This window comes from Streptomyces sp. CBMA152, assembly GCF_014596475.1.
Classification (GTDB): Bacteria; Actinomycetota; Actinomycetes; order Streptomycetales; family Streptomycetaceae; genus Streptomyces.
Map to the genome: position 1 here is coordinate 1 of NZ_MECJ01000024.1, position 25,340 is coordinate 25,340.

The 25,340-nt window shown below is 73.4% G+C and carries 2 protein-coding genes; both read right to left on the reverse strand.

The window, feature by feature from the left end; genetic code table 11:
• A partial coding sequence (locus BG418_RS20320) for an SDR family NAD(P)-dependent oxidoreductase (protein WP_398999697.1) occupies nucleotides 1-9,591 on the reverse strand: 9,591 nt, incomplete at its 3' end.
• 91 nt (nucleotides 9,592-9,682) lie between these two features.
• On the reverse strand, nucleotides 9,683-25,165 hold the full coding sequence (locus BG418_RS20325) for a type I polyketide synthase (protein ID WP_188275357.1): 15,483 nt from the start codon (nucleotides 25,163-25,165) through the stop codon (nucleotides 9,683-9,685).
• Nucleotides 25,166-25,340 lie beyond the last annotated feature (175 nt).

The window sequence follows — 25,340 nt, forward strand, 5'->3', positions numbered from 1 at the left end:
AGCACCCTCAGCCGCAGCACCCCGACGACTCACCAACAACAGATGACGCACACCCCACACCGACACCAAATGACGCGCAAACAAACCACCCAACGCACCACTCGCACCCGTCACCAACACCGTGCCATCAGAGGCGAGTTCGATGCCCGCGGTCTCCTCGACCACGGCACGGGCCAGCCTCGGGGCGAGAACAGCGCCGCCGCGCGCCAGGAGCTCGGGCTCTCCGGCGGCCAGGGCCGCCGTCACCGCCTGCTCCGGCAGACCGTGGTCGTCGATGTCGAGCAGGGCGAACCGGCCGGGGTGCTCGGTGCCGGCGGACCGGACCAGCCCCCATACCGCCGCACCCGCGAGATCACGGACGGCCTCGGCGGGGCCGGTCGACACCGCGCCCCGGGTGACGAACACCAGCCGGGACGAGGCGAATCGCTCCTCGGCCAGCCAGTCGTGTACGAGAGCGAGGGCATCGGCGGCACGTGCGTGCACCGCGCCCGGCAGGGCGTCGTCCGTGGCGTCGTCCACCGTGAGGAACACCAGCTCGGGCACGCCGTCGTCCATGGCCGCCAGGGCAGCGAGGTCGGCGTGGACCGGGACACCCGTCCCCTTCACCGCGGTGCCGACCACGGCGTGGCGCGGACCGGCCGATCCGTCCGTACGGTCGGCCGGAAGCTCCGTCCAGTCGATCTGGAACAGCGACTCCTGCCGACCACCACGCGCCGCACCGATCTGCTCCGGCGAAACCGACCGCAGAACAAGCGAATCAACCGAAGCAACCGGCACACCAGCCACATCAGCCAGCTCCAACGACACCGCATCCCGACCAGCCCGAGCCAACCGCACCCGAACCACCGACGCACCCACCGCATGCAACCGCACACCACCCCAGGCAAACGGCAACCTGGCGCCGCCCTCATCGCCGTCGGCACCGGTGAGGATGCCGCCGAGCGCCAGGGTGTGCAGCACCGAGTCGAGCAGCGCGGGGTGCAGCCCGAACGCCTCCGCGTCCGTCCGCACGTCCATGGGCAGGGCCAGCTCGGCGAAGAGCTCGTCGTCGCGCCGCCAGGCCGCGCGCAGGCCCTGGAACACCGGGCCGTACGCGAGCCCGGCCGCGCCGAGGGTCTCGTACGCGCTGTCCACCGGCACGGCGGTCGCGCCGGTCGGCGGCCACACGGTGAGGTCGGCTTCGGTGCTCCGCACCTCGTCCGACAGCAGGCCGTCGGCGTGCTGGAGCCAGGGCGCGTCATCGTCCGGGCGGGAGTGGACGGCCACCGGGCGACGGCCGGAGGCGTCGGGTGCCCCGACGGCCAGTTGCAGCTGGACGGCGCCCTGCTCGGGCAGGATCAGCGGCGCCTGGAGCGTCAGGTCGTCCAGGGCCCGGCAGCCGACGTGCTCGCCCGCGTGCAGGGCCAGTTCGACGAGGGCCGCGCCGGGCAGGAGCACGGACCCCATGACGACGTGGTCCGCCAGCCAGGGGTGTGTCCGCAGCGAGAGGCGGCCGGTGAAGACGTGACCGTCGGCGTCCGCCAGCGCAACCGCCGCGCCGAGCAGCGGGTGCCCGGCAGCGGCCAGTCCGAGCCCGGCGGCGTCGCCGGGCAGGGGGATGCCGGTCGTCGGCCAGTAGCGCTCGCGCTGGAAGGCGTACGTGGGCAGGTCGACGCGGCGCGCGCCGGTCCCCGCGAAGAACGCCTCCCAGTCGGCGGCGAGGCCCCGGACGTGGCCCTGCGCCAGGGCCTTGGTGACCGCTTCGACTTCGGAGCGGTCCTTGCGGAGCACGGGCACGAAGACCGCGTCCTCACCGGTCACGCACTCCTGCGCCATGGCGGAGAGAACCCCGCCGGGGCCCAGTTCGAGGTACGTGGTGACACCGGCCGCTTCGAGCGCGCGGATGCCGTCGAGGAAACGAACCGCCTCACGGACGTGACGTACCCAGAAGTCGGGAGACGCCATCTCATCCGAGACCAGCGCGCCGGTCAGGTTCGAGACGACCGGGATACGCGGGGTGCCGTACGACAGCCCCGCGACAACCTCGCGGAACGCGTCCAACATGCCGTCCATGTGCGGCGAGTGGAACGCGTGACTGACCGTCAACTGCTTGGACTTGCGGCCTTCGAAGTGCGCGACGACCTTAAGCGCCGCGTCCTCGTCGCCCGCGATGACGACCGACTGCGGACCGTTGATGGCCGCGATGGACACACCGTCGGTGAGATGCGGCAGGACTTCGTCCTCTGACGCCTGCACGGCGATCATCACGCCGCCCGTCGGCAGCGCCTGCATCAGACGGCCGCGCGCGGAAACGAGCGCGCACGCGTCCTCCAGTGAGAACACCCCGGCCACATGGGCGGCGGCAATCTCACCAATGGAGTGACCGGCCACGAAGTCGGGCTTCACACCCCACGACTCCACCAACCGGAACAACGCCACCTCAACCGCGAACAACGCAGGCTGAGTGAACTCCGTACGGTCAAGAAGATCACGGTCGTCGCCGAACAGCACATCCTTCAACGGCAGTTCCAGACGCGAACACACCGCATCCAACGCCTCCGCGAACACCGGGAAGGCGTCATACAGCTCACGCCCCATCCCCAACCGCTGACTCCCCTGACCCGTGAACAGGAAGGCGGTCCGGCCGCCCCTGTCGACCGTGCCTGTCACCAGGCCGGAGGTCGGGCGACGGTCCGCCAGCGCGTCCAGTGCGGTGGTGACCGAGTCGGCGTCCGTCGCGAGGACGACGGCACGGTGGTCGAACGCGGCGCGGCCGGTGGCCAGGGAGTACGCCAGGTCCAGGAGAGCGGTGTCGGGGTGGGCCGTCAGGTGTTCCCGCAGGGTGCGGGCCTGGGCGGCGAGGGCGTCCGCGCTGCGGCCGGAGAGCCGCAGGGGCAGCACGCCCGGCGCGGACCCGGGTGCGGTGCCGGCCGCCTCGGGCAGCTCCGGCGCCTGCTCGATGATGGTGTGGGCGTTGGTGCCGCTGATGCCGAAGGACGACACGCCCGCGCGGCGCGGACGGCCCGTCTCGGGCCACTCCACCGCGTCCGTCAGCAGCGAGACCGCGCCCTGCGACCAGTCGACGTGGGGCGACGGCTCGTCGGCGTGCAGGGTCTGCGGCAGCACGCCGTGGCGCATGGCCATGACCATCTTGATGATGCCCGCGACACCCGCCGCCGCCTGCGTATGACCGAAGTTCGACTTCACCGAACCCAACCACAACGGACTCTCGTCCGAATGCTCCCGGCCATACGTCGCCAGCAGCGCCTGCGCCTCGATCGGGTCGCCGAGGGTCGTACCGGTGCCGTGCGCCTCGACCGCGTCCACCTCGGCGGCGGTGAGGCCGGCGCTCGCGAGAGCGGCGCGGATCACGCGCTGCTGGGACGGACCGTTCGGAGCCGTCAGACCATTACTCGCACCGTCCTGGTTGATCGCCGAACCACGCACGATCGCCAGGACCGGGTGACCCTTCGCCCGCGCGTCCGACAGGCGTTCCACGAGCAGCATGCCCGCGCCCTCGCCCCAGCCCGTACCGTCGGCATCCGCCGAGAAGGCGCGGCAGCGGCCGTCGGCCGACAGACCGCGCTGACGGCTGAAGCCGACAAATGTGCCGGGGGTCGCCATGACGGTGACACCGCCCGCCAGGGCCATGTCGCACTCGCCCGTGCGCAGTGCCTGGACCGCCATGTGCAGGGCGACCAGCGACGAGGAGCAGGCGGTGTCGATGGTGACGGCGGGGCCTTCGAGGCCGAAGGCGTACGAGACCCGGCCGGAGGCGATACTGCCGGTGCTGCCGGAGCCGAGCGAGCCGTCCGCGCCGTCGGCGGAGTTCTCCAGCAGGGCGGCGTAGTCGTGGTACATGACGCCGGCGAACACGCCGGTGCGGCTGCCGCGCACGGTGGCCGGGTCGATGCCCGCCCGCTCGAACGCCTCCCAGGTGGTCTCCAGGAGGAGCCGCTGCTGAGGATCGGTGCCGACGGCCTCGCGCGGGCTGATCCCGAAGAAGGTCGGGTCGAACGCGGCGGCGTCGTGCAGGAATCCGCCGTGGCGGGTGTACGAGGTCCCCCGGTTGTCCGGGTCGGGGTCGTACAGCGACTCGACGTCCCAGCCCCGGTCGCCGGGGAAGGCGGAGATCGCGTCGGTGCCGCTCTCCAGGAGCCGCCACAGCTCCTCGGGGGTGGTCACACCGCCGGGGTAGCGGCAGCTCATCGCCACGATGGCGATCGGGTCCTCGGCGACGGCGGAGACGGGGCCGCCGGATGCGACCTCGGCCGTCCCGGCCGTGAGTTCGCCGACCAGGTGGCGGGCGAGGACGAGCGAGGTCGGGTAGTCGAAGACGAGCGTGGCGGGGAGGCGCCGGCCGACCGAGGCGCCCAGCCGGTTGCGCAGTTCGACGGCCGTGAGGGAGTCGAAGCCCAGCTCGTTGAAGGCGTGTTCGGGGTCGATGGCGTCCGGTGACCCGTGGCCGAGCACATCGGCGACATGGCCGCGGACGAGGTCCACGAGCAACCGCTCGCGCTCGGGTGCGTCGAGGCCCAGGAGCCGCTGTTCGAGGGCCGAGAGGGCGGTGGGGTCCGTGGTGCCGCGCCCGGCGGAGGCGACGCGACGCGCGGGGGTGCGCACCAGCCCGCGCAGCAGCGGGGTGACGTCGGCGCCCGGGGCGGGCAGGGTGAGCCGCATCGGTACGAGCAGGGCGTGGCCTGCCGACTCGCCGTCCCCTTGGCCGGAGAGGGCGTCGGCGAGGTCGAACAGTGCGAGGCCTTCGGCGGCGGTGAGGCCGTGTACGCCGCCGCGCTTCATCCGGTCGATGTCGGCCCGGCCGAGGGTGCCCGCCATTCCGTCGGCGTCCTCCCACAGGCCCCAGGCCAGCGACTGGGCGGGGAGCCCCTGGGCGCGGCGGTGCTGGGCGAGGGCGTCCAGGAACGTGTTGGCCGCCGCGTAGTTGCCCTGGCCGGGAGCGCCGAAGACGCCGGCGGCCGAGGAGAACAGGACGAAGGCGGACAGATCGAGGCTGCGGGTCAGCTCATGGAGGTGGAGGGCTGCGTCGACCTTGGGCCGCAGGACGGTGTCCAGGCGCTCGGGGGTCAGCGAGTCGATGATCCCGTCGTCCAGCACACCGGCCGTGTGCACGACCGCCGTCAGCGGACGGTCCTGCGGTACGGAGTCCAGGACCGCGGCCAGCGCGTCCCGGTCGGCCGCGTCACACGCGACCCACGCCGCCTGCGCACCCAACTCCGCCAGTTCCGCGACCAGTTCGGCCGCACCCGGCGACCGCTCGCCACGACGGCTGAGCAGCAGCAGGTGCCGGGCGCCGCGCTCGGCGACGAGATGGCGGGCGAGGAGTCCGCCGAGGGTGCCGCCGGCGCCGGTGATCAGGACGGTGCCGTCCCGGTCGTACGGCGGGGTCTCGGCCGGGGCTGTTGCAGGGGCCTTCGCCAGGCGCGGCGCACGGGCGGCGCCGGAGCGCAGGGCGAGTTCGGGTTCGCCGGTTGCGAGTGCGGCGGCGAGTACCCGCAGACGGTCCTCGGTGTCGTGGGGCTCGTCGGTGTCGATGAGGACGAAACGGCCCGGGTGCTCGGACTGCGCGGAGCGCACCAGTCCCCGGACGACCGCGTGGACGGGGTCGGGCACCGGCTCCCCGGATGCCGTGGCGACCGCGCCCCGGGTCAGGAACACCAGGCGGGTGTCGTCGAGTCGCGGGTCGGCCGGCCACTGCCGCAGCAGGGCGAGCGTGTGGTGGGCGGCCTCGTGGACCGCTTCCGCGGTGAGCTGGGGTGCCGCGGGGTGGTGTACGAGCACGGCGCCGGGCGCGGGCTCGCCCGCGTCGAGCGCCGCGATCAGCGCGGCGGTCGGGTCGACGGCGGACGCTGCCGACCGGTCCGGGCCGGCGGGGTCACCGAGCACCGCCCAGCGCTCCTCGGCCGCGTCGGGCAGGGCGAGCGGGGCCCACTCCACCTGGAACAGCGCGTCGTGGTGCCCGGTCCGGCCGGCGTCGAGCCGCTCGGCGACGGTGCGCAGCGCGAGCGAGGCGATGTCGGCCACGGGCCGACCCTCACCGTCGGCCAGGGCCAGGGAGACCGCGTCCGGCCCGGCCTGGGTCAGGCGCACGCGCAGCACCGAAGCGCCCACGGCGTGCAGGGCGACCCCGTTCCAGGAGAACGGCAGCCTGCCCCGGCCGGTGTCCTCGACCAGTCCGGCGAGGCCGATGGTGTGCAGGGCCGCGTCGAGCAGCGCGGGATGCAGCCCGAACCGCCGGGCCTCGTCCTGCTGTCCGGCGTCGAGTTCGACCTCGACGTACGTCGTGCCGTCCGCGTGACGCCAGGCCTCGCGGACGCCCTGGAAGGCGGGTCCGTACGCCAGCCCCGCCTCGGCGAGTCCCGCGTACAGCGTCTCCACGGGCAGCGGGGTGGTGTCGGCCGGGGGCCAGACGTCCGGGGCGAAGAGAGGCTGCGGGGCTCCGGCGGCGAGGACGCCGTCGGCGTGCCGCGTCCACGGCTCGTCGGCGGTGGCGTCCTGGGTCGTGGGCTCCGGGCGGGAGTGGACGCCGAGGGTGCGACGGCCTGTGGCGTCGGGGGCGCCGACCCACAACTGGAGCTGCACGCCTCCCTGTTCGGGCAGGACGAGCGGCGCGTGGAGGGTGAGCTCTTCGAGCAGGTCGCAGCCGACCTGGTCGCCCGCGCGGATCGCCAGTTCGACGAAGGCGGTGCCGGGCAGCACGGCCGATCCCATGACGGCGTGGTCGGCGAGCCAGGGGTGGGTGTCGAGCGAGAGACGGCCCGTGCAGAGGAAGCCGTCGATGTCGGCGAGCTCGACGGCCGCACCGAGGAGCGGGTGGCCGGCCGCGCCGAGACCGGCCGACGAGACGTCCCCGCTGGGCCGCCCGGCGTCGAGCCAGTAGGTGTCACGCTGGAAGGCGTAGGTGGGCAGGTCGACGCGCTGGGCGCCGGAACCGGCGTAGTACGCCTGCCAGTCGATGCTCAGACCACGGACGTGCAGCCGGGCGAGGGCGCCGGTCAGGGTCTCGGTCTCGGTCCGGCCCTTGCGCAGGACCGGCACGAAGGCGGCGTTGTCACCGGTGGCGCACTCCTGGGCCAGGGCGGAGAGCACCGCGTCCGGGCCGAGTTCCACGAAGTGCACGACATTGCGGTCGGCGAGGGCGCGGACGCCGTCGAGGAACCGTACGGTCTCGCGGACGTGTCGCACCCAGAAGTCGGGGGACGCCATCTCGTCGGAGACGAGGGCACCGGTCAGGTTGGAGACAACCGGGATGCTCGGGGTGCCGTACGACAGCCTCGCGACAACCTCGCGGAAGGCGTCCAACATGCCGTCCATGTGCGGCGAGTGGAAGGCGTGACTGACCGTCAGCCGCTTCGACTTGCGGCCTTCGAAGTGCGCGAGGACCGCCTTCGCCGCGTCCTCGTCACCGGCGATGACCACCGACTGAGGGCCGTTGATGGCCGCGATGCTGACCCGGTCGGTGAGGTGCGGCAGGACCTCGTCCTCCGACGCCTGAACGGCGATCATCACGCCGCCCGTCGGCAGCGCCTGCATCAACCGGCCCCGCGCGGCGACCAGTTCGCAGGCGTCCTGGAGCGAGAACACCCCGGCCACATGCGCAGCAGCTATCTCACCTATCGAATGGCCCGTCAGGAAGTCGGGCTTCAGACCCCACGACTCCACCAGACGGAACAACGCCACCTCAACCGCGAACAACGCAGGCTGCGTGAACTCCGTACGGTCCAGCGCCTCCGCGTCCGAGCCGAACAGCACGTCCTTCAGGGGACGTTCGAGGTGCGGGTCCAGTGCGGCACAGGTCTCGTCCAGGGCGCCGGCGAAGGCCGGGTACGTGTCGTACAGCTCCCGGCCCATGCCGAGGCGCTGGCTGCCCTGGCCGGTGAACAGGAACGCCGTCTTTCCGGCGACCGGGCGGCCCTGGGTGATGCCCGGTCCCGTCGCGTCGGTGCCGAGTGCGGCAAGGTTCCCGAGTGCCTGGAGGAGTCCGGCGTCGTCGGCGGCGGTGAGGACGGCGCGGTGGTCGAAGTCGGTGCGCCCGGCCGCGAGCGAGTGGGCGACGTCCCCGGCGCGCAGCCCGGGGTGGGCGGCCAGGTGGGTGCGGAGCTTGTCCGCCTGGGCGCGCAGGGCGGCCGGGGTCCTGGCCGAGAGGTTCCACAGCGGCGGCACGGCCGGGGCGACGGCTGCGGGGCTCTCGTCCTCAGTACCGGGGGTGGCCTCAGGGGCCTGTTCGAGGATGGTGTGGGCGTTGGTGCCGCTGATGCCGAACGAGGAGACGCCCGCGCGGCGCGGGTTGCCGGTCTCGGGCCACGGGATGCTGCTGGTGAGGAGGGAGACGGCGCCGTCGGTCCAGTCGACGTTCGGGGTCGGCTCGTCGACGTGCAGGGTCTGCGGCAGCACGCCGTGGCGCATGGCCATGACCATCTTGATGATGCCCGCGACACCGGCGGCGGCCTGGGTGTGGCCCATGTTCGACTTGATGGAGCCGAGCCACAGCGGGCGGCCCTCGGGGCGGTCCTGGCCGTAGGTGGCGAGGAGGGCCTGGGCCTCGATCGGGTCGCCGAGGGTGGTGCCGGTGCCGTGCGCCTCGACCACGTCGACCTGGGTGGCCGACAGGCGGGCGCCGGCCAGTGCCTGGCGGATGACGCGCTGCTGGGACGGACCGTTCGGGGCCGTGAGGCCACTGCTGGCACCGTCCTGGTTGACGGCGGAGCCGCGGACGAGCGCGACGACGGGGTGGCCGTTCTTCCGGGCGTCGGACAGCCGCTCCAGGACGAGCATGCCCGCGCCCTCGCCCCAGCCGGTGCCGTCGGCGGCGCCCGCGAAGGACTTGCAGCGGCCGTCGCCGGCGAGGCCGCGCTGGCGGCTGAACTCGGTGAAGGTGCCGGGCGTCGACATCACGGTGACACCACCGGCCAGGGCCAGCGTGCACTCGCCGTTGCGCAGCGCCTGGGCGGCCAGGTGGACCGCGACCAGCGAGGACGAACAGGCGGTGTCGATGGTGACGGCCGGGCCCTCAAGACCCAGGGTGTACGCGATCCGGCCCGAGGCGATGCTGCCGGAGCTGCCGTTGCCGAGGAAGCCCTCGATCTCCTCGGGGACGCTGAACAGCCGGGCGGCGTAGTCGTGGTACATGAGGCCGGCGAAGACGCCCGTACGGCTGCCGCGCAGCGACGAGGGGGCGATGCCCGCCCGCTCGAACGCCTCCCACGAGGTCTCAAGCAGGAGCCGCTGCTGCGGGTCCATCGCCAGGGCCTCGCGCGGCGAGATCCCGAAGAACGCCGCGTCGAACTCGGCCGCGTCGTGCAGGAAGCCGCCGACCTTCTCGTACTCCTCGATGCCGCTCTCGGGGTCGGGGTCGAACAGGACGTCGTCGTCCCAGCCCCGGTTCACCGGGTACGGGGAGGCCGCGTCGCCGCCGCGGGCCACGAGCTCCCACAGCTGCTCCGGGGTGTCGACGCCCCCGGGGTAGCGGCAGCTCATCGCCACGATGGCGATGGGCTCCTGCTCCCGCTCCTCGACCTCACGCAGCCGCCGTCGGGCCTCGCGGAGATCGGTCGTCGCCCGCTTGAGGTAATCGAGGTACTTCTCCTCGTTCACCATTTACGCCATCCCCGTGATCAGAGTCGGAAAGCTCGCGCGGAGCCTGTGGGTCGGAAAGTGGGAACCGGACCGGCTGGACCGGTGCGGCTCAGGACAAGCCCAGCTCGTCGTCGAGGAGATCGAAGATCTCGTCGGCCGTGGCGGACTGGATTTCCCGCTCTTCTGCGGCGCTGTCCTGTGCACTGTGCGTTTCATTCCACTTCGCCAGAAGGTCTCGCAACCGAGCAGTGATGCCCGCGCGTTCGACGTCGTCGGAGCCGACCGTCGAGAGGATCGATTCGAGCTTGTCGAGTTCTGCATGGACGGACTTGCGGGCCGGGTCGCCCTGGCCGAGCTTCTCGCCGAGGTAGTCGGCGAGCGCGGCGGGCGACGGGTAGTCGAAGATCAGCGTGACGGGCAGCCGGAGTCCGGAGCTCGCCGTGAGCCGGTTGCGCAGGTCGACCGCGGTCAGGGAGTCGAATCCCAGGTCGAGGAAGCCGCGTGCGGCCTCGACGTCGTCCGGTCCGCCGTAGCCGAGGACCGCGGCGACCTGGGTACGGACCAACTCCATGAGCAGCTGGGCGCGTTCGGCGGACGGGAGACCCGCGAGCCGTTCTTCGAGCGGCTGGGCGCTCCCGGTGCCGGGGCGCGCCCCGGTCCGGGTGCCGGAGTCGACGGCCCGGCGCGCGGGCGTACGGACCAGTCCGCGCAGCAGCGGAGGCAGGGTGCCGTCCGCGGCCTGGGCGCGCAGCGCGCCCAGCTCGACCCGCATGGGCACGAGGACCGCGTCGTCCAGGGTGCGGGAGGCGTCGAACAGCGCCAGCCCCTCCTCGGGTGCGAGCGCGGCCACGCCGGAGCGGGCCATCCTGGTCAGGTCGGCGTCGTCGAGGGCGCCCGCCATGCCGTCGGTGGTGCCCCACAGGCCCCAGGCGAGGGAACTGGCGGTCAGACCACGGGCCGTGCGGTGCTGGGCGAGGGCGTCCAGGAAGCTGTTGGCCGCCGCGTAGTTGCCCTGGCCCGCCGCGCCGAACGAGCCGGCGACGGAGGAGAAGAGCACGAAGGCGGAGAGTTCGCTGCCCTCGGTCAGTTCGTGCAGGTTCCAGGCCGCGTCGACCTTGGGCCGCAGGACGGTGTCCAGGCGCTCGGGGGTCAGCGAGTCGATGATCCCGTCGTCCAGCACACCGGCCGTGTGCACGACCGCCGTCAGCGGACGGTCCTGCGGTACGGCGGCCAGGACCACGGCCAGCGCGTCCCGGTCGGCCGCGTCGCACGCAACCCACGTGGCCTGCGCGCCCAACTCCGCCAGTTCCGCGACCAGTTCGGCCGCACCCGGCGACCGCTCGCCACGACGGCTGAGCAGCAGCAGGTGCCGGGCACCGTGGGCGGCGACCAGGTGGCGGGCGAAGAGCCTGCCGAGGGTGCCGCCGGCGCCCGTGATCAGGACGGTGCCGCCGGCGTCGATGCCCCGCAGGGCTGTCTCCGCGCGGCCCGCTCCGTCCGTGGACTGCGCGGACGTGTCGCGGGCGACGCGGCGCAGCCGGAAGGCGTGTGCCTCGCCCGACCGCAGCGCGAGCTGTGGCTCGTCGGTGGCGAGCGCGGCGGCCAGTGCCCCGAGGGAGGCGTCGGTGCCGTCGGTGTCCGCCAGGACGAACCGGCCGGGGTTCTCCGACTGCGCGGAGCGCACCAGACCCCATACCGGGCTGTGCGCCAGGTCCGTGACCGGCTCGTCCGGCCCGGCCGCCACCGCGCCCCGGGTGACGAACACCAGGCGCGCGTCCTCCAGGCGTTCGTCGGCCAGCCACTCCTTGAGGAGGGCGAGCGCGTGGTGGGCGGCGGCCCGGGCGGTGGCGGCCCGGCCGCTGTCGGAGGCGGTGGAGGAGAGCGGTACGAAGACCACGTCCGGCGTCGGCGCCCCGGCCGTGAGCGCGTCGCGCAGCGCGGTCAGACCGGCGTACGCGTCCAGCCGCTCGCCGGCGATCCGCAGGTCCGGCCCGTCGTCGCCGAGGACCGTCCAGCGCTCGCCGGAGGGCACCGCGTCCGCCGCGACGGGCAGCTTGGCCCACTCGACGCCGAACAGGGACTCGTGGTGTGCGGCCCGGTCACCGCCGAGCTGCTGTGCCGAGACCGGACGCAGGACCAGGGAGTCGACGGAGGCCACCGGGGCACCGGTGGAGTCGGCCACGTCGAGGGCCACTCCCCCGGACGCGGCGGCGGTCAGCCGGACCCGGATGCCCGCGGCACCGGCCGCGTACAGCCGCACACCGGTCCAGGCGAAGGGCAGCCGCGCACCCTCGGGCTCGTCCTCGCCGCCGGGGGCGCCGAGACCGATCGCGTGCAGGGCGGCGTCGAGCAGGGCGGGGTGCACGCCGTAGGCGGCGGCGTCGCCCTCGTACGCCTCGTCGAGCGCGACCTCGGCGAACAGCTCCTCGCCGCGCCGCCAGGCGGCGCGCAGGCCCCGGAACACCGGGCCGTAGCCGAGTCCGGCCGACGCCGCGGCCGGGTAGAAGCCGTCGGTGGGTACGGGCACCGCGTCGGCCGGCGGCCACTGGGCCAGGTCGAACGCGGGCAGTTGCGCGGCGGGCGCGAGGACACCGGTGGCGTGGCGGGTCCACGGCTCGTCGGTGGGGGCCTCGGCGCGGCGGGAGTGCAGGGTCAGGTTGCGGCGCCCGGCCTCGTCGGCCGCGTCGACGCTCACCTGGAGCTGGACGGCGCCCTGTTCGGGCAGGGTGAGCGGGGCCTCGATGGCCAGCTCCTCGACCGTGTCGCAGCCGCACTGTTCACCGGCGCGCAGGGCCAGTTCGACGAAGGCCGTGCCGGGCAGCAGGACGGTGTCCATGACCGTGTGGTCGGCGAGCCACGGGTGGGTGGAGAGCGCGAGACGTCCGGTCAGGACGTACCCGTCGGACGCGGGCAGTTCGACGGTGGCGCCGAGCAGCGGGTGGTCGGCCGAGTCGAGGCCGGCGGCCAGCACGTCCTCGACGGAGACGCCGACGTCGAGCCAGTAGCGCTTGCGCTGGAAGGCGTACGTGGGCAGGTCCACCCGCCGGGCGGCCGTGCCGGAGAAGCAGGCCTCCCAGTCCACGGGCACGCCCTGGACGTGGGCCCGTGCGAGGGCGGTGGTGACCGTCTCCGCCTCGGGGCGGCCGTCGCGCAGGACCGGCACGAAGGCGGCGTCCTCGCCGCTCACGCAGTCCTGCGCGAGGGCGGAGAGGATGCCGTCGGGGCCGAGCTCGACGTACGTGGTGACGCCCGCGGCCTCCAGGGCCCGGATGCCGTCGAGGAACCGTACGGCCTCACGGACATGACGCACCCAGAAGTCGGCGTCGGTCATCTCGTCGGAGACCAGGGAACCGGTCAGGTTCGAGACGACCGGAATACGCGGGGACGCGTAGACGAGCCCTTCGGCGACCTTGCGGAAGTCGGCGAGCATGCCGTCCATGTGCGGCGAGTGGAAGGCGTGACTGACCGTCAGCTTCTTGGACTTGCGGTCCGGGAACTGCGCGACGATCTTGACCGCCGCGTCCTCGTCCCCCGCAATGACGACCGACTGAGGACCATTGATGGCCGCGATGGACACACCGTCGGTGAGGTATGGAAGCACCTCGTCCTCCGACGCCTGCACCGCGATCATCACGCCACCACCAGGCAGCGCCTGCATCAACCGGCCCCGGGCGGCGACCAGTTCACAGGCGTCCTGGAGCGAGAACACACCGGCGACGTGCGCGGCGGCGATCTCACCGATGGAGTGGCCCGCCAGGAAGTCCGGCTTCAGGCCCAGGGACTCCACCAGACGGAACAGCGCGACCTCGACGGCGAACAGAGCAGGCTGCGTGAACTCCGTACGGTCGAGGAGATCACGGTCGTCGCCGAACAGCACGTCCTTCAGGGGACGTTCGAGGTGCCGGTCCAGCTCGGCGCAGATCTCGTCCAGGGCCCCGGCGAAGGCCGGGTGGGTGTCGTACAGCTCGCGGCCCATGCCGAGGCGCTGGCTGCCCTGCCCGGTGAACAGGAACGCGGTCTGGCTGTCGCGGGCCGAGCCGCGCAGCACTCCCGCCGTCTCCTCGCCGCGCGCCAGGGCGTCCAGGCCGCGCAGCAGCTCCTCCCGGTCCCCGGCGACCAGCGCGGCCCGCTGTTCCAGGGCCGAGCGGGTGGTCGCCAGCGACAGGCCAAGGTCGGCGGTGCGCAGCGCGGGGTCGGCGTGCACATGGGCGTGCAGGCGCCGGGCCTGGGCGCGCAGGGCCTCCTCGCTGCGGGCCGAGACGACCAGCGGGACGAGCGCCGGGCCCGCGGGCTCCGGCTCGCCTTCCCGGGCGGCGGGCTCCGCCGCGTCGGGGGCCTGCTCGATGATGGCGTGCGCGTTGGTGCCGCTGATGCCGAAGGACGAGACGCCCGCGCGGCGCGGGCGGCCCGTCTCGGGCCACCGCACCTGCTCGGTGAGCAGGGACACCGCGCCCGCCGACCAGTCGACGTGCGGGGTGGGCTCGTCGACGTGCAGGGTCTTCGGCAGGACGCCGTGCTGCATCGACATGACCATCTTGATGACTCCGGCGACACCGGAGGCGGCCTGGGTGTGACCGAGGTTGGACTTCACCGAGCCGAGCAGCAGGGGCCGGTCGTCGGTGTGCTCCTGGCCGTAGGTGGCCAGGAGGGCCTGGGCCTCGATGGGGTCGCCGAGGGTGGTGCCGGTGCCGTGCGCCTCGACCGCGTCGACCTGCCCGGCGGGCAGACCGGCGTTGGCGAGTGCCTGGCGGATGACGCGCTGCTGGGACGGGCCGTTGGGAGCGGTCAGGCCGTTGCTCGCGCCGTCCTGGTTGACGGCGGAGCCCCGCAGGACCGCGTGGACCTGGTGGCCGTTGCGGCGGGCGTCGGAAAGGCGCTCCAGGAGGAGCACGCCCGCGCCCTCGCCCCAGCCGGTGCCGTCGGCGGCGGCCGCGAAGGACTTGCAGCGGCCGTCCGCGGCGAGACCCCGCTGGCGGCTGAACTCGATGAAGGTGCCGGGCGTGAACATCACGGTGACACCGCCCGCCAGCGCGAGGTCGCACTCGCCGTTGCGCAGCGCCTGCGCGGCGAGGTGCAGGGCCACCAGCGACGACGAGCACGCCGTGTCGACGGTGACCGCCGGGCCCTCCAGGCCGAAGGTGTAGGCGACGCGGCCGGACACGATGCTGCTGGAGCTGCCGGTGCCGAGGTAGCCCTCGACGCCCTCGGGCACGGCGTGCAGGCGCGCGCCGTAGTCGTGGTACATGACGCCGGCGAAGACGCCCGTACGGGTGCCGCGCACGGCGGACGGTGCGATGCCGGCCCGCTCGAAGGCCTCCCACGTGGTCTCCAGGAGGAGACGCTGCTGCGGGTCCATCGCCAGGGCCTCGCGCGGCGAGATCCCGAAGAAGGCCGCGTCGAACTCGGCGGCGTCGTGCAGGAAGCCGCCGTCCCGGGCGTAGCTGGTGCCCTGGCTCTCCGGGTCGGGGTCGTACAGCGCCTCGGTGTCCCAGCCGCGGTTCTCCGGCAGACGGGTGATGCCGTCGGCGCCCGCCGTCAGGAGCTGCCACAGGTCCTCGGGGGTGCGGACACCGCCGGGGTAGCGGCAGCTCATGGAGACGATGGCGATGGGGTCGCCGTCGGCCGTCACCGTCACCGGTTCGGCCACGGCGGCCGTCGTGTCGTCGCCGATCAGCTCGGAGCGCAGATGGCGGGCGAGGACGGTCGGGTCCGGGTAGTCGAAGATCAAGGTCGCGGGCAGACGCAACGCGGTGGCCGCGTTCAGCCGGTTGCGCAGCTCGACCGCGGTGAGCGAGTCGAAGCCCAGTTCCTTGAAGGCTCGGGCCGACTCGACGGCCGCGGGGCCCGCGTGGCCGAGGACGGCCGCGACCTCGGTACGGACCAGGTCAAGGAGCGCACGGTCCTGCTCGGGCGCGGAGAGGGCGGCGAGCCTGCCACGCAGCTGGGACTCCGCCGCACCGGAAGCGGCCGACGCGTCCACGGACCGCCGGGCCACACCCCGTACGAGAGAGCGCAGGAGCGGCGCGACGGTCCCCGCGGCCGCCTGGGCGCGCAGGGCCTCGGTGTCGACCCGCATCAGGGCGAGGGCCGGGTCGGGGAGGGCGAGTGCCGCGTCGAAAAGCCCCAGGCCGTCCGCCGCCGTGAGCGGGGGCAGTCCGGCCCGGCGCATCCGGTTGACATCGGCCGCGTCCAGGGCGCCCGCCATGCCGTCGGCCACGGACCACAGGCCCCAGGCCGTCGAGGTTGCCGGCAGCCCGTGGGCGTGCCGGTACTCGGCGAGGGCGTCCAGGAAGGAGTTGGCGGCGGCGTAGTTGCCCTGCCCGGGACCGCCGAAGACGCCGGAGGTGGAGGAGAAGAGCACGAACGCGGCCAGGTCCAGATCCCGGGTCAGCTCGTGCAGGTTCAGGGCCGCGTCCACCTTGGGGCGCAGGACCTTGGAGAGTCGCTCGGGGGTCAGCGAGGAGATGATCCCGTCGTCCAGCACACCGGCGGTGTGCACGACGGCGGTCAGCGGGTGCGCGGCCGGCACGGCTGCCAGGAGCGCGGCGAGCGCGTCCCGGTCCGCCACGTCGCACGCGGCCCAGGTCGCCTCGGCGCCCAACTCGGCCAGTTCGGCGACGAGTTCGGCGGCGCCGGGCGCCGCGGCCCCGCGCCGGCCGACGAGGAGCAGCCGCTCCACGCCGTGCTCGGTGACGAGGTGCCGGGCGACGAGGCCGCCCAGCGCACCCGTGGCACCGGTGATCAGGACCGTGCCGCCGGGCCGGAAGGCGCCGACGGTGGTGCCGGGCTCGTCCTGCCCCTTCGCCACGCGGGCGAGCCGGGGCACGAGCACGGTCCCGGCGCGCAGCGCGAACCGCTCCTCGTCGGAGCCGAGCGCGGCGCGCAGGGCCTGCTCGGCGCGGGCGTGGCCGTCGGTGTCGACGAGCGCGACGCGGCCGGGGTTCTCCGACTGCGCGGACCGCAGCAGACCCCAGACGGTGGCGGCGGCGAGGTCGCTCACCTCGTCGTCCGGGCCCGCGGCGAGCGCGCCCCGGGTGACGACCACCAGGCGGGAGGCGGCGAACCGGTCCTCCGCCAGCCAGGTCTGGACGAGCGCCAGCGCGTCGTGCGCGGCACCGTGGACGGCGGGTGCGGTGCCGGCGACGGGGGCGAGGGCGACGACGACCTCGTCGGGCACCGTCGCTCCCGCGTCGACGGCGGCGGTCAGCGCCGACAGGTCGGCGTAGCGGTCGGCGTTCGCGACGGTGTCACCGTCGCCGAGGAGCGCGTACCGGACGTCGGCCGGAGCGGCGAGGCCCGGCAGCTCGGTCCACTGCTTGCGGAAGACGGACTCGTGATACGTGGTGCGCGCCGCACGGAGCTGATCGGCCGTCACCGGGCGCAGGCCGAGCGACTCCACGGCGGCGACGGGCGCGCCCGAGGCATCGGCGATCTCCAGCCGGACGCCTTCGGCACCCGCCGGGGCGAGCCGGACGCGCAGGGCGGCGGCGCCGGCCGCGTGCAGGGACACGCCGGTCCACGCGAAGGGCAGCCGTCCCTGGCCGTCGTCGGCGCCTATGCCGCCGAGTCCGATGGCGTGCAGGGCCGCGTCGAGCAGCGCCGGGTGCAGGCCGAACCGTCCGGCCTGGTCCTCGGTGCCCTCGGGCAGCCGGACCTCGGCGAAGATCTCGCCGGCGCGCTGCCAGGCGGTGCGCAGGCCACGGAAGGTGGGCCCGTAGGCGAATCCGATGTCGGCGAGCCCGTCGTAGCGCCCGTCCAGCGTCACCTCGGTGGCGTCGGCCGGGGGCCAGGCCGTCAGGTCGAAGGCGGCCGGCGGCCGCCCGCCCTCGGCGAGCACACCGCTGGCGTGCCGGGTCCACGGCTCCTCGGCGGCCAGCCCTTCGGCGCGGGAGTGCACGGCGAGGGGGCGGCGCCCGGCCTCGTCGGCGGCGCCGGCCCACACCCGCAGCTGTACGCCGCCGTGTTCGGGCAGGACGAGCGGCGCTTCGAGGGTCAGCTCCTCCAGGTAGTCGCAGCCGAGCTGGTCCCCGGCGCGGGTCGCGAGCTCCACAAAGGCCGTACCGGGCAGCAGGACGCTGCCGAGGATGGCGTGGTCGGCGAGCCAGGGGTGCGTGGAGAGCGCGAGTCGTCCGGCGAACACCATGCCGTCGGACTCGGGCAGCGCGACACCGGCACTGAGCAGCGGGTGGGCGGTGTCGTCCAGGCCGATGGCCTCGACATCGCCGAGATAGAGCGAGGAGACGGCGGGCCAGTAGCGCTGGCGCTGGAAGGCGTACGTCGGCAGGTCGACGCGCTGGGCGCCGGTTCCCCCGTAGTACGCCTGCCAGTCGACGGCAGTGCCCCGGACGTGTGCCTGCGCAAGGGCGAGCGTCGCCGTCTCGGCCTCGGGACGGTTCTTGCGGAGCACGGGTACGAAGGTCGCGTCCTCGGTGACGCACTCCTGCGCGAGGGCGGACAGAATCCCGTCCGGGCCAAGCTCCAGATACGAGGTGACACCAGCCGCTTCGAGGGCACGGATGCCGTCGAGGAAACGAACCGCCTCACGGACGTGACGCACCCAGAAGTCGGGCGACGCCATCTCGTCGGAGACCAGGGCACCGGTCAGGTTGGAGACAACCGGGATACGCGGGGACTCGTACGACAGCCCCGCCACCACCTCGCGGAAGGCGTCCAACATGCCGTCCATGTGCGGCGAGTGGAAGGCGTGACTGACCGTCAGCCGCTTCGACTTGCGGCCTTCGAAGTGCGCGACGACCTTGAGCGCGGCGTCCTCGTCACCGGCGATGACCACCGACTGCGGGCCGTTGATGGCCGCGATGGACACACCGTCGGTGAGGTACGGAAGGACCTCGTCCTCCGACGCCTGCACCGCGATCATCACGCCACCCGTCGGCAACGCCTGCATCAACCGACCACGCGCGGCAACCAGTTCACACGCATCCTGGAGCGAGAACACCCCCGCCACATGCGCCGCAGCGATCTCACCGATCGAATGACCCGCCAGGAAGTCGGGCTTCACACCCCAGGACTCCACGAGGCGGAACAACGCCACCTCAACCGCGAACAACGCAGGCTGCGTGAACTCCGTACGGTCCACCAGACCCGCATCGTCCCCGAACAACACATCCTTCAACGGGACTTCAAGGTGCGTGTCGATGTGCGCGCACACCGCGTCCAGCGCATCCGCGAACACCGGGTAGGTGTCGTACAGCTCACGGCCCATGCCCAGCCGCTGGCTGCCCTGGCCCGTGAACAGGAAGGCGAGCTTCCCGGCGTTCACGGCGCCTGCCACCAGACCTGCCGCCGAGCCGCCCTCGGCCAGGGCTTCCAGCCCGGCCAGCAGGCCTTCTCGGCCGTCGGCGACCACGGCCGCGCGGCGCTCGAAGGCCGAGCGGCCGTCGGCCAGCGAGAGGCCCAGGTCGGCGGGGCGCAGTTCGGGGTGCAGCTTCGTGTGGGCGAGCAGGCGGCGGGCCTGGTCGCGCAGGGCGTCGTCGGTCTTGGCGGAGAGCAGCCACGGCAGGGGGCGGTCGGCCGGCGTTCCGGCCGGCTCGCTGTTCCGTACGGGCTCGGGCTCGTCGGGGGCCTGCTCGATGATGGTGTGGGCGTTGGTGCCGCTGATGCCGAAGGAGGAGACACCGGCCCGGCGCGGGCGGCCGGTCTCGGGCCACGACACCGCTTCGGTCAGCAGGGTCACCTCGCCGGCCGTCCAGTCGACGTGCGGGGTCGGCTCGTCGACGTGCAGCGTGGGGGGAAGGATCCCGTGCCGCATGGCGAGGACCATCTTCATCACGCCGGCGACACCGGCCGCGGCCTGCGTGTGGCCGAGGTTGGACTTGATGGAGCCGAGCAGCAGCGGCCGGTCGGCCTCGCGGTCCTGACCGTACGTGGCCAGGAGGGCCTGGGCCTCGATCGGGTCACCGAGCTTCGTGCCCGTGCCGTGCGCCTCGACGGCGTCGACGTCCGCGGTGGTCAGGCCGCCGCTGGCGAGGGCCTGGCGAATGACGCGCTGCTGGGAGGGGCCGTTGGGGGCGGTGAGGCCGTTGCTGGCGCCATCCTGGTTGATGGCCGAGCCGCGCACGATCGCCAGGACGGGGTGGCCCTTGGCCCGTGCGTCGGAGAGCCGCTCCACGAGGAGCATGCCGACGCCCTCGCCCCAGCCCGTACCGTCCGCGCCCGCCGCGAACGCCTTGATCCGGCCGTCCTCCGCGAGCCCGCGCTGACGGCTGAAGTCGATGAAGGAGGCGGGTGTGGACATCACGGTCACGCCACCGGCCAGGGCCATCGTGCACTCGCCGCTGCGCAGCGCCTGGATCGCCCAGTGCAGGGCCACGAGCGACGAGGAGCAGGCGGTGTCGACCGTCACGGCCGGGCCCTCAAGACCGAGCACGTAGCTGACGCGGCCGGAGACGACGCTCGCGGCGTTGCCGGTGCCCAGGAAGCCCTCGACGCCGTCGGGGGCGGCCAGGATGACGTCGAGGTAGTCCTGGCCGTTGGTACCGGTGAACACGCCGATCTGCTCGCCGCGCACGACGGCGGGGTCGATCCCGGCGCGCTCGAACGCCTCCCACGAGGTCTCCAGGAGGAGACGCTGCTGCGGGTCCATCGCCAGCGCCTCACGCGGCGAGATCCCGAAGAACGCGGGGTCGAAGTCAGCGGCGCCGTCCAGGAAGCCGCCTTCCCGGACGTAGCTGGTGTTCTCGGCGGCGGACTCGGGGTCGTACAGCCCGTCGAGGTCCCAGCCGCGGTCGGCGGGGAAGCCCGAGATCGCGTCGCGGCCGGTGACCAGGAGCTGCCAGAGGTCTTCCGGGGTCTGTACGCCGCCGGGGAAGCGGCAGCTCATCGAGACGATCGCGATGGGGTCGTCGTCGCCGTCCCGCCCGGCCGACGCGAGGGCGGGCAGGGCCGGGTCCGTCGCCCGGGAGCCCAGGATCTCGTCCTGGAGATGGGCGGCCAGGGCCAGGGAGTTGGGGTAGTCGAAGATCAGTGTGGCGGGCAGCGGCAGGCCCGTACGGGAGGTGAGGAGATTGCGGATCTCCACGGCCGTGAGCGAGTCGAAGCCGAGGTCGCGGAAGGCGCTGGCCGGGTCGACGGACTCCGGTCCCGCGTGCCCGAGGACGGCGGCGACCTGGGTGCGGACGAATTCCAGGGCGAGCTGCTCGCGTTCGTCCGCCGGGGCGGCGGCCAGCCGGTGCCCGAAGCTGTCGGCGGCGGCGCCGGGCGTGGTGGCCGCGGCGGCCGCGGCGAGCGCGTGCGCGGCCTCGGGAAGATCGGCGATCAGCGGGCAGGGGCGTACGGCGGTGAGGCCGGGGGCCAGCTTCTCCCAGTCGATGTCGGCGACCACGGACGCCGTCTCGTCCTGGGTGAGTGCCAAGTGGAGGGCGGACAGGGCCAGTTCCGGCGCGAGGGCGGGCAGTCCCGCCTGGCGCAGGCGCTCGGCGACGAGTTCGTCGGTGGCCATGCCGCCGTCTCCCCAGGCACCCCAGGACAGGACGGTGGCGGGCAGCCCTTCGGCGCGGCGCTGCTCGGCCAGGGCGTCCAAGAAGGCGTTGGCAGCCGCGTAGTTGGCCTGTCCGGCGGCGCCGAAGACGGCGGCGACGGAGGAGAAGAGCACGAACGCCGACAGGTCGAGGTCGCGGGTCAGCTCGTGCAGGACCTGTGCCGCGTGGGCCTTGGGGCGCAGGACACCGGCGAACCGCTGCGGCGTCAGGCTGTCCAGGACACCGTCGTCGAGGGTTCCCGCGGCGTGGACGACGGTGGTCAGCGGATGCTCGGCGGGGATGGCGGCGAGCAGCGCCGCGACCGCGTCGCGGTCGGCGACGTCACAGGCCGCGAAGGTGACCTCGGCGCCCAGAGCGCGCAGTTCCGCGGCGAGTTCCTCGGTGCCCTCGGCGCCCGGGCCGCGCCTGCTGACCAGCAGCAGGTGGTCGGCGCCGGTGCGGGCGAGCCAGCGGGCGACGTGTCGGCCGAGCGCGCCCGTGCCGCCGGTGACCAGCGCCGTACCGCCGGACGTCCACTCGGTGGCGGGACGCTCGTCCTGGGTGGCACGGGTGAGCCTGCGGACGAAGACGCCGGTGGAGCGGACGGCGAGGTGGTCCTCGCCGCCGAGGCCGCCCAGGATGTCGGCGAGCCGGCCCGCGGCCCGCTCGTCGGGAGCCTGGGGCAGGTCGACGAGACCGCCCCAGCGGCCGGGCAGTTCGAGGGCGGCGGTGCGGCCGAAGCCCCAGACCTGTGCCTGGGTGGCGCTGGTGAGGCGGTCGGAGCGGCCGGTGGAGACCGCGCCCCGGGTGGCGTTCCACAGCGGGGCGTCGACGCCGGCGTCGCCGAGCGCCTGCACGAGGGCGGCGGTGGCGGCGAGCCCGGCGGACAGGGCCGGGTCCTCCGGGTGGGGCCGCTCGTCGAGCGCGAGCAGGGAGAGCACCCCGGCGGGCGCCTCGGCGTCCGCGAGGGCTTCGCCGATCCGCCGGGTGACGGCGGCGCGGTCGTCGAGGGTCGCGTCGAGCACGAGGGTGCCCACGGTGACGCCGCGTGCCGTCAGAACCCGCTCGGCGGCCGACACCCAGGGGTCCTCGGCGTGCGCGGCGGGTACGACCAGCAGCCAGTGGCCGGTGAGGGGCGCGGGCGCGGTGTCGGTGAGCGGCTTCCAGGTGACGCGGTAGCGCCAGCCGTCGACGGTGTCGCGGTCGCGGTGGCGGCGGTGCCACGCGGAGAGCGCGGGCAGCACACTGCTGAGCGGCTGGTCCCCGTCGACCCCGAGCGTCTCGGCGAGCGCGGCGAGGTCCTCGCTGTCGACGACCTCCCAGAACTTCGCGTCGGTGGCGCCGAGTTCGCCGCCCTCGGCGACATCCGCCAGGTCGGTGAAGGGGTCGCGGGGCCAGTACAGCTCGCGCTGGAAGGCGTACGTGGGCAGGTCGACGCGGCGGGCGCCGGTCCCGGCGAAACGGGCGGCCCAGTCCGGGGAGAGGCCGCGCACATGGGCGCCGGCGACGGCGGCGTTCAGCGACCGCGCCTCGGGGCGGCCGGAGCGCAGCGCGGGAAGGAAAGCGGCGGCGCGGGGGCCGGTGGCGGTCTGGCAGTCCTGACCGAGGGCGGACAGGACACCGCCGGGGCCGAGTTCGACGTACGTGGTGACACCGCGGCTCTCCAGCCAGCGGATACCGTCGAGGAACCGTACGGCCTCACGGACGTGACGTACCCAGAAGTCGGGGGACGCCATCTCGTCGGAGACCAGGGCACCGGTCAGGTTGGAGACAACAGGGATACGGGGCGACTCGTACGACAGCCCCGCCACGACCTCGCGGAAGGCGTCCAACATGCCGTCCATGTGCGGCGAGTGGAACGCATGACTGACCGTCAACTGCTTCGACTTACGGTCCGCGAACTGCGCGACGATCTCAAGCGCCGCGTCCTCCTCACCCGCGATGACCACCGACCGCGGACCGTTGATGGCCGCGATGCTGACCCGGTCGGTCAGGTACGGAAGCACCTCGTCCTCCGACGCCTGCACCGCGATCATCACGCCACCAGCGGGCAGCGCCTGCATCAACCGGCCACGCGCGGCAACCAGTTCACAGGCGTCCTGGAGCGAGAACACCCCGGCGACATGCGCCGCGGCAATCTCACCGATCGAATGACCCGCCAGGAAATCGGGCTTCAGACCCCACGACTCCACCAGCCGGAACAACGCCACCTCGACGGCGAACAACGCAGGCTGCGTGAACTCCGTACGGTCGAGACGATCGCGGTCGTCCCCGAACAACACATCCTTCAGCGGTACTTCGAGATGCGTGTCGATGTGCGCACAGACCTCGTCCAGCGCCTTCGCGAAGACGGGGTAGGTGTCGTACAGCTCACGGCCCATGCCGAGCCGCTGGCTGCCCTGACCCGTGAACAGGAAGGCCAGCTTGCCTTCCGTGGCGCTGCCCTCGATCACATCGCCGCCGGGGTTCCCCTGCGCCAGTGCGGCGAGTCCGGTCAGGAGGCCGTCACGGTCGTCGGCGACGACGGCCGCACGGCGGTCCAGGGCGGCCCGGGTGAGGGACTGCGAGAGGGCGAGGTCGGCGAGCGCGAGGTCGGGGTGGGCGGTGACATGGGCGTGCAGCGCGGCGGCCTGGGCGCGCAGGGCGGCCTCGGTCCTGCCGGACAGCACGACGGGCAGGACGGTCGCCCCGGCGTCCGGGACGGCGTCGGTCTGCGGCTCGGCCGCGGGTTCCGCGGCGGCTTCCAGGATGATGTGGGCGTTGGTGCCGCTCATGCCGAACGAGGAGACACCGATGCGGCGCGGCTGGTCGCCCTGCGGCCAGGGGCGCGCCTCGGTGAGCAGGGCCACGTCACCCGCGCTCCAGTCGACCTCCGGGGTCGGCTCGTCCACGTGCAGGGTGCGCGGCAGCACGCCATGGCGGATGGCCATGACGCTCTTGATGACACCCGCGACACCGGCCGCCGCCTGCGCGTGACCGATGTTGGTCTTGAGGGAGCCGAGCCACAGCGGGCGGCCCTCGGGGCGGTCCTGGCCGTAGGTGGCGATCAGGGCCTGGGCCTCGATCGGGTCACCGAGGCCCGTACCGGTGCCGTGCGCCTCGACCGCGTCGACCTGGTCGGGGGTGAGGCGGGCGTTGGAGAGCGCCTGGAGGATGACGCGCTGCTGGGAAGGGCCGTTGGGGGCCGTGAGGCCGTTGCTCGCACCGTCCTGGTTGACGGCGGTGCCCCGCACGACGGCGAGCACGGGATGCCCCTTGCGGCGGGCGTCGGAGAGCCGCTCGACGAGCAGGATGCCGACGCCTTCGGCGAGGCTGAAGCCGTCGGCGTCCGGCGAGAACGCCTTGCAGCGGCCGTCGGTGGCCAGGCCCCGCTGCTTGCTGTAGTCGATGAAGGTGCCGGGCGCGGACATCAGCGTCGCGCCGCCCGCGAGGGCGAGCGAGCACTCGCCGTTGCGCAGCGCCTGCACCGCGAGGTGCAGGGCGACCGAGGAGGAAGAGCAGGCGGTGTCGACGGTGACGGCGGGGCCTTCGAGGCCGAAGGTGTACGACAGTCGGCCGGAGGCGACGCTCGCCGCGTTGCCGGTGCCGAGGTAGCCCTCCACGTTCTCGGAGGAGCTCAGCAGCGCCGTCAGATAGTCGTGGTTGCTGGTGCCGACGAAGACGCCGACCTGCTTGCCCCGCATCGAGGTCGGGTCGATACCGGCCCGCTCGAACGCCTCCCAGGAGGTTTCGAGAAGCAGTCGCTGCTGCGGGTCCATGGACAGGGCCTCGCGCGGCGAGATGCCGAAGAGCGAGGGGTCGAACCGCGCGAAGTCCTGGACGAAGCCGCCCTGGTTCGCGTAACTGGTGCCGGGGTTCTCCGGGTCCGGGTGATAGACCTTCTCCATGTCCCAGCCACGGTCGGCGGGGAAGCCGGAGATGGCGTCACCACCGTCGGCGACCAGCTGCCAGAGCTCTTCCGGCGACGTGATCCCGCCGGGGTAGCGGCAGCCCATGCCGACGATGGCGATGGGGTCCTGGTTCTTCGCCTCCACGTCGCGCAGCCGCTGACGCGTCTGATGCAGATCCGCTGTCACCAGCTTCAGGTAGTCCCGCAGCGTCTCTTCATTCGCCATTTAACGCAACCACCCATTTGCAGCAGACGGCACCGGAAAACTGTTTGCAAAAAACCGAGAAATACATCGGGAATACAGCCGGTTCGATTCCCGACGGAATCGGTGGCTCAGCGGCAGGCTATTCGCCGCGTAATCTCCCCGACAACCCCTAACTGCCCCCTACGCACCCCTGACT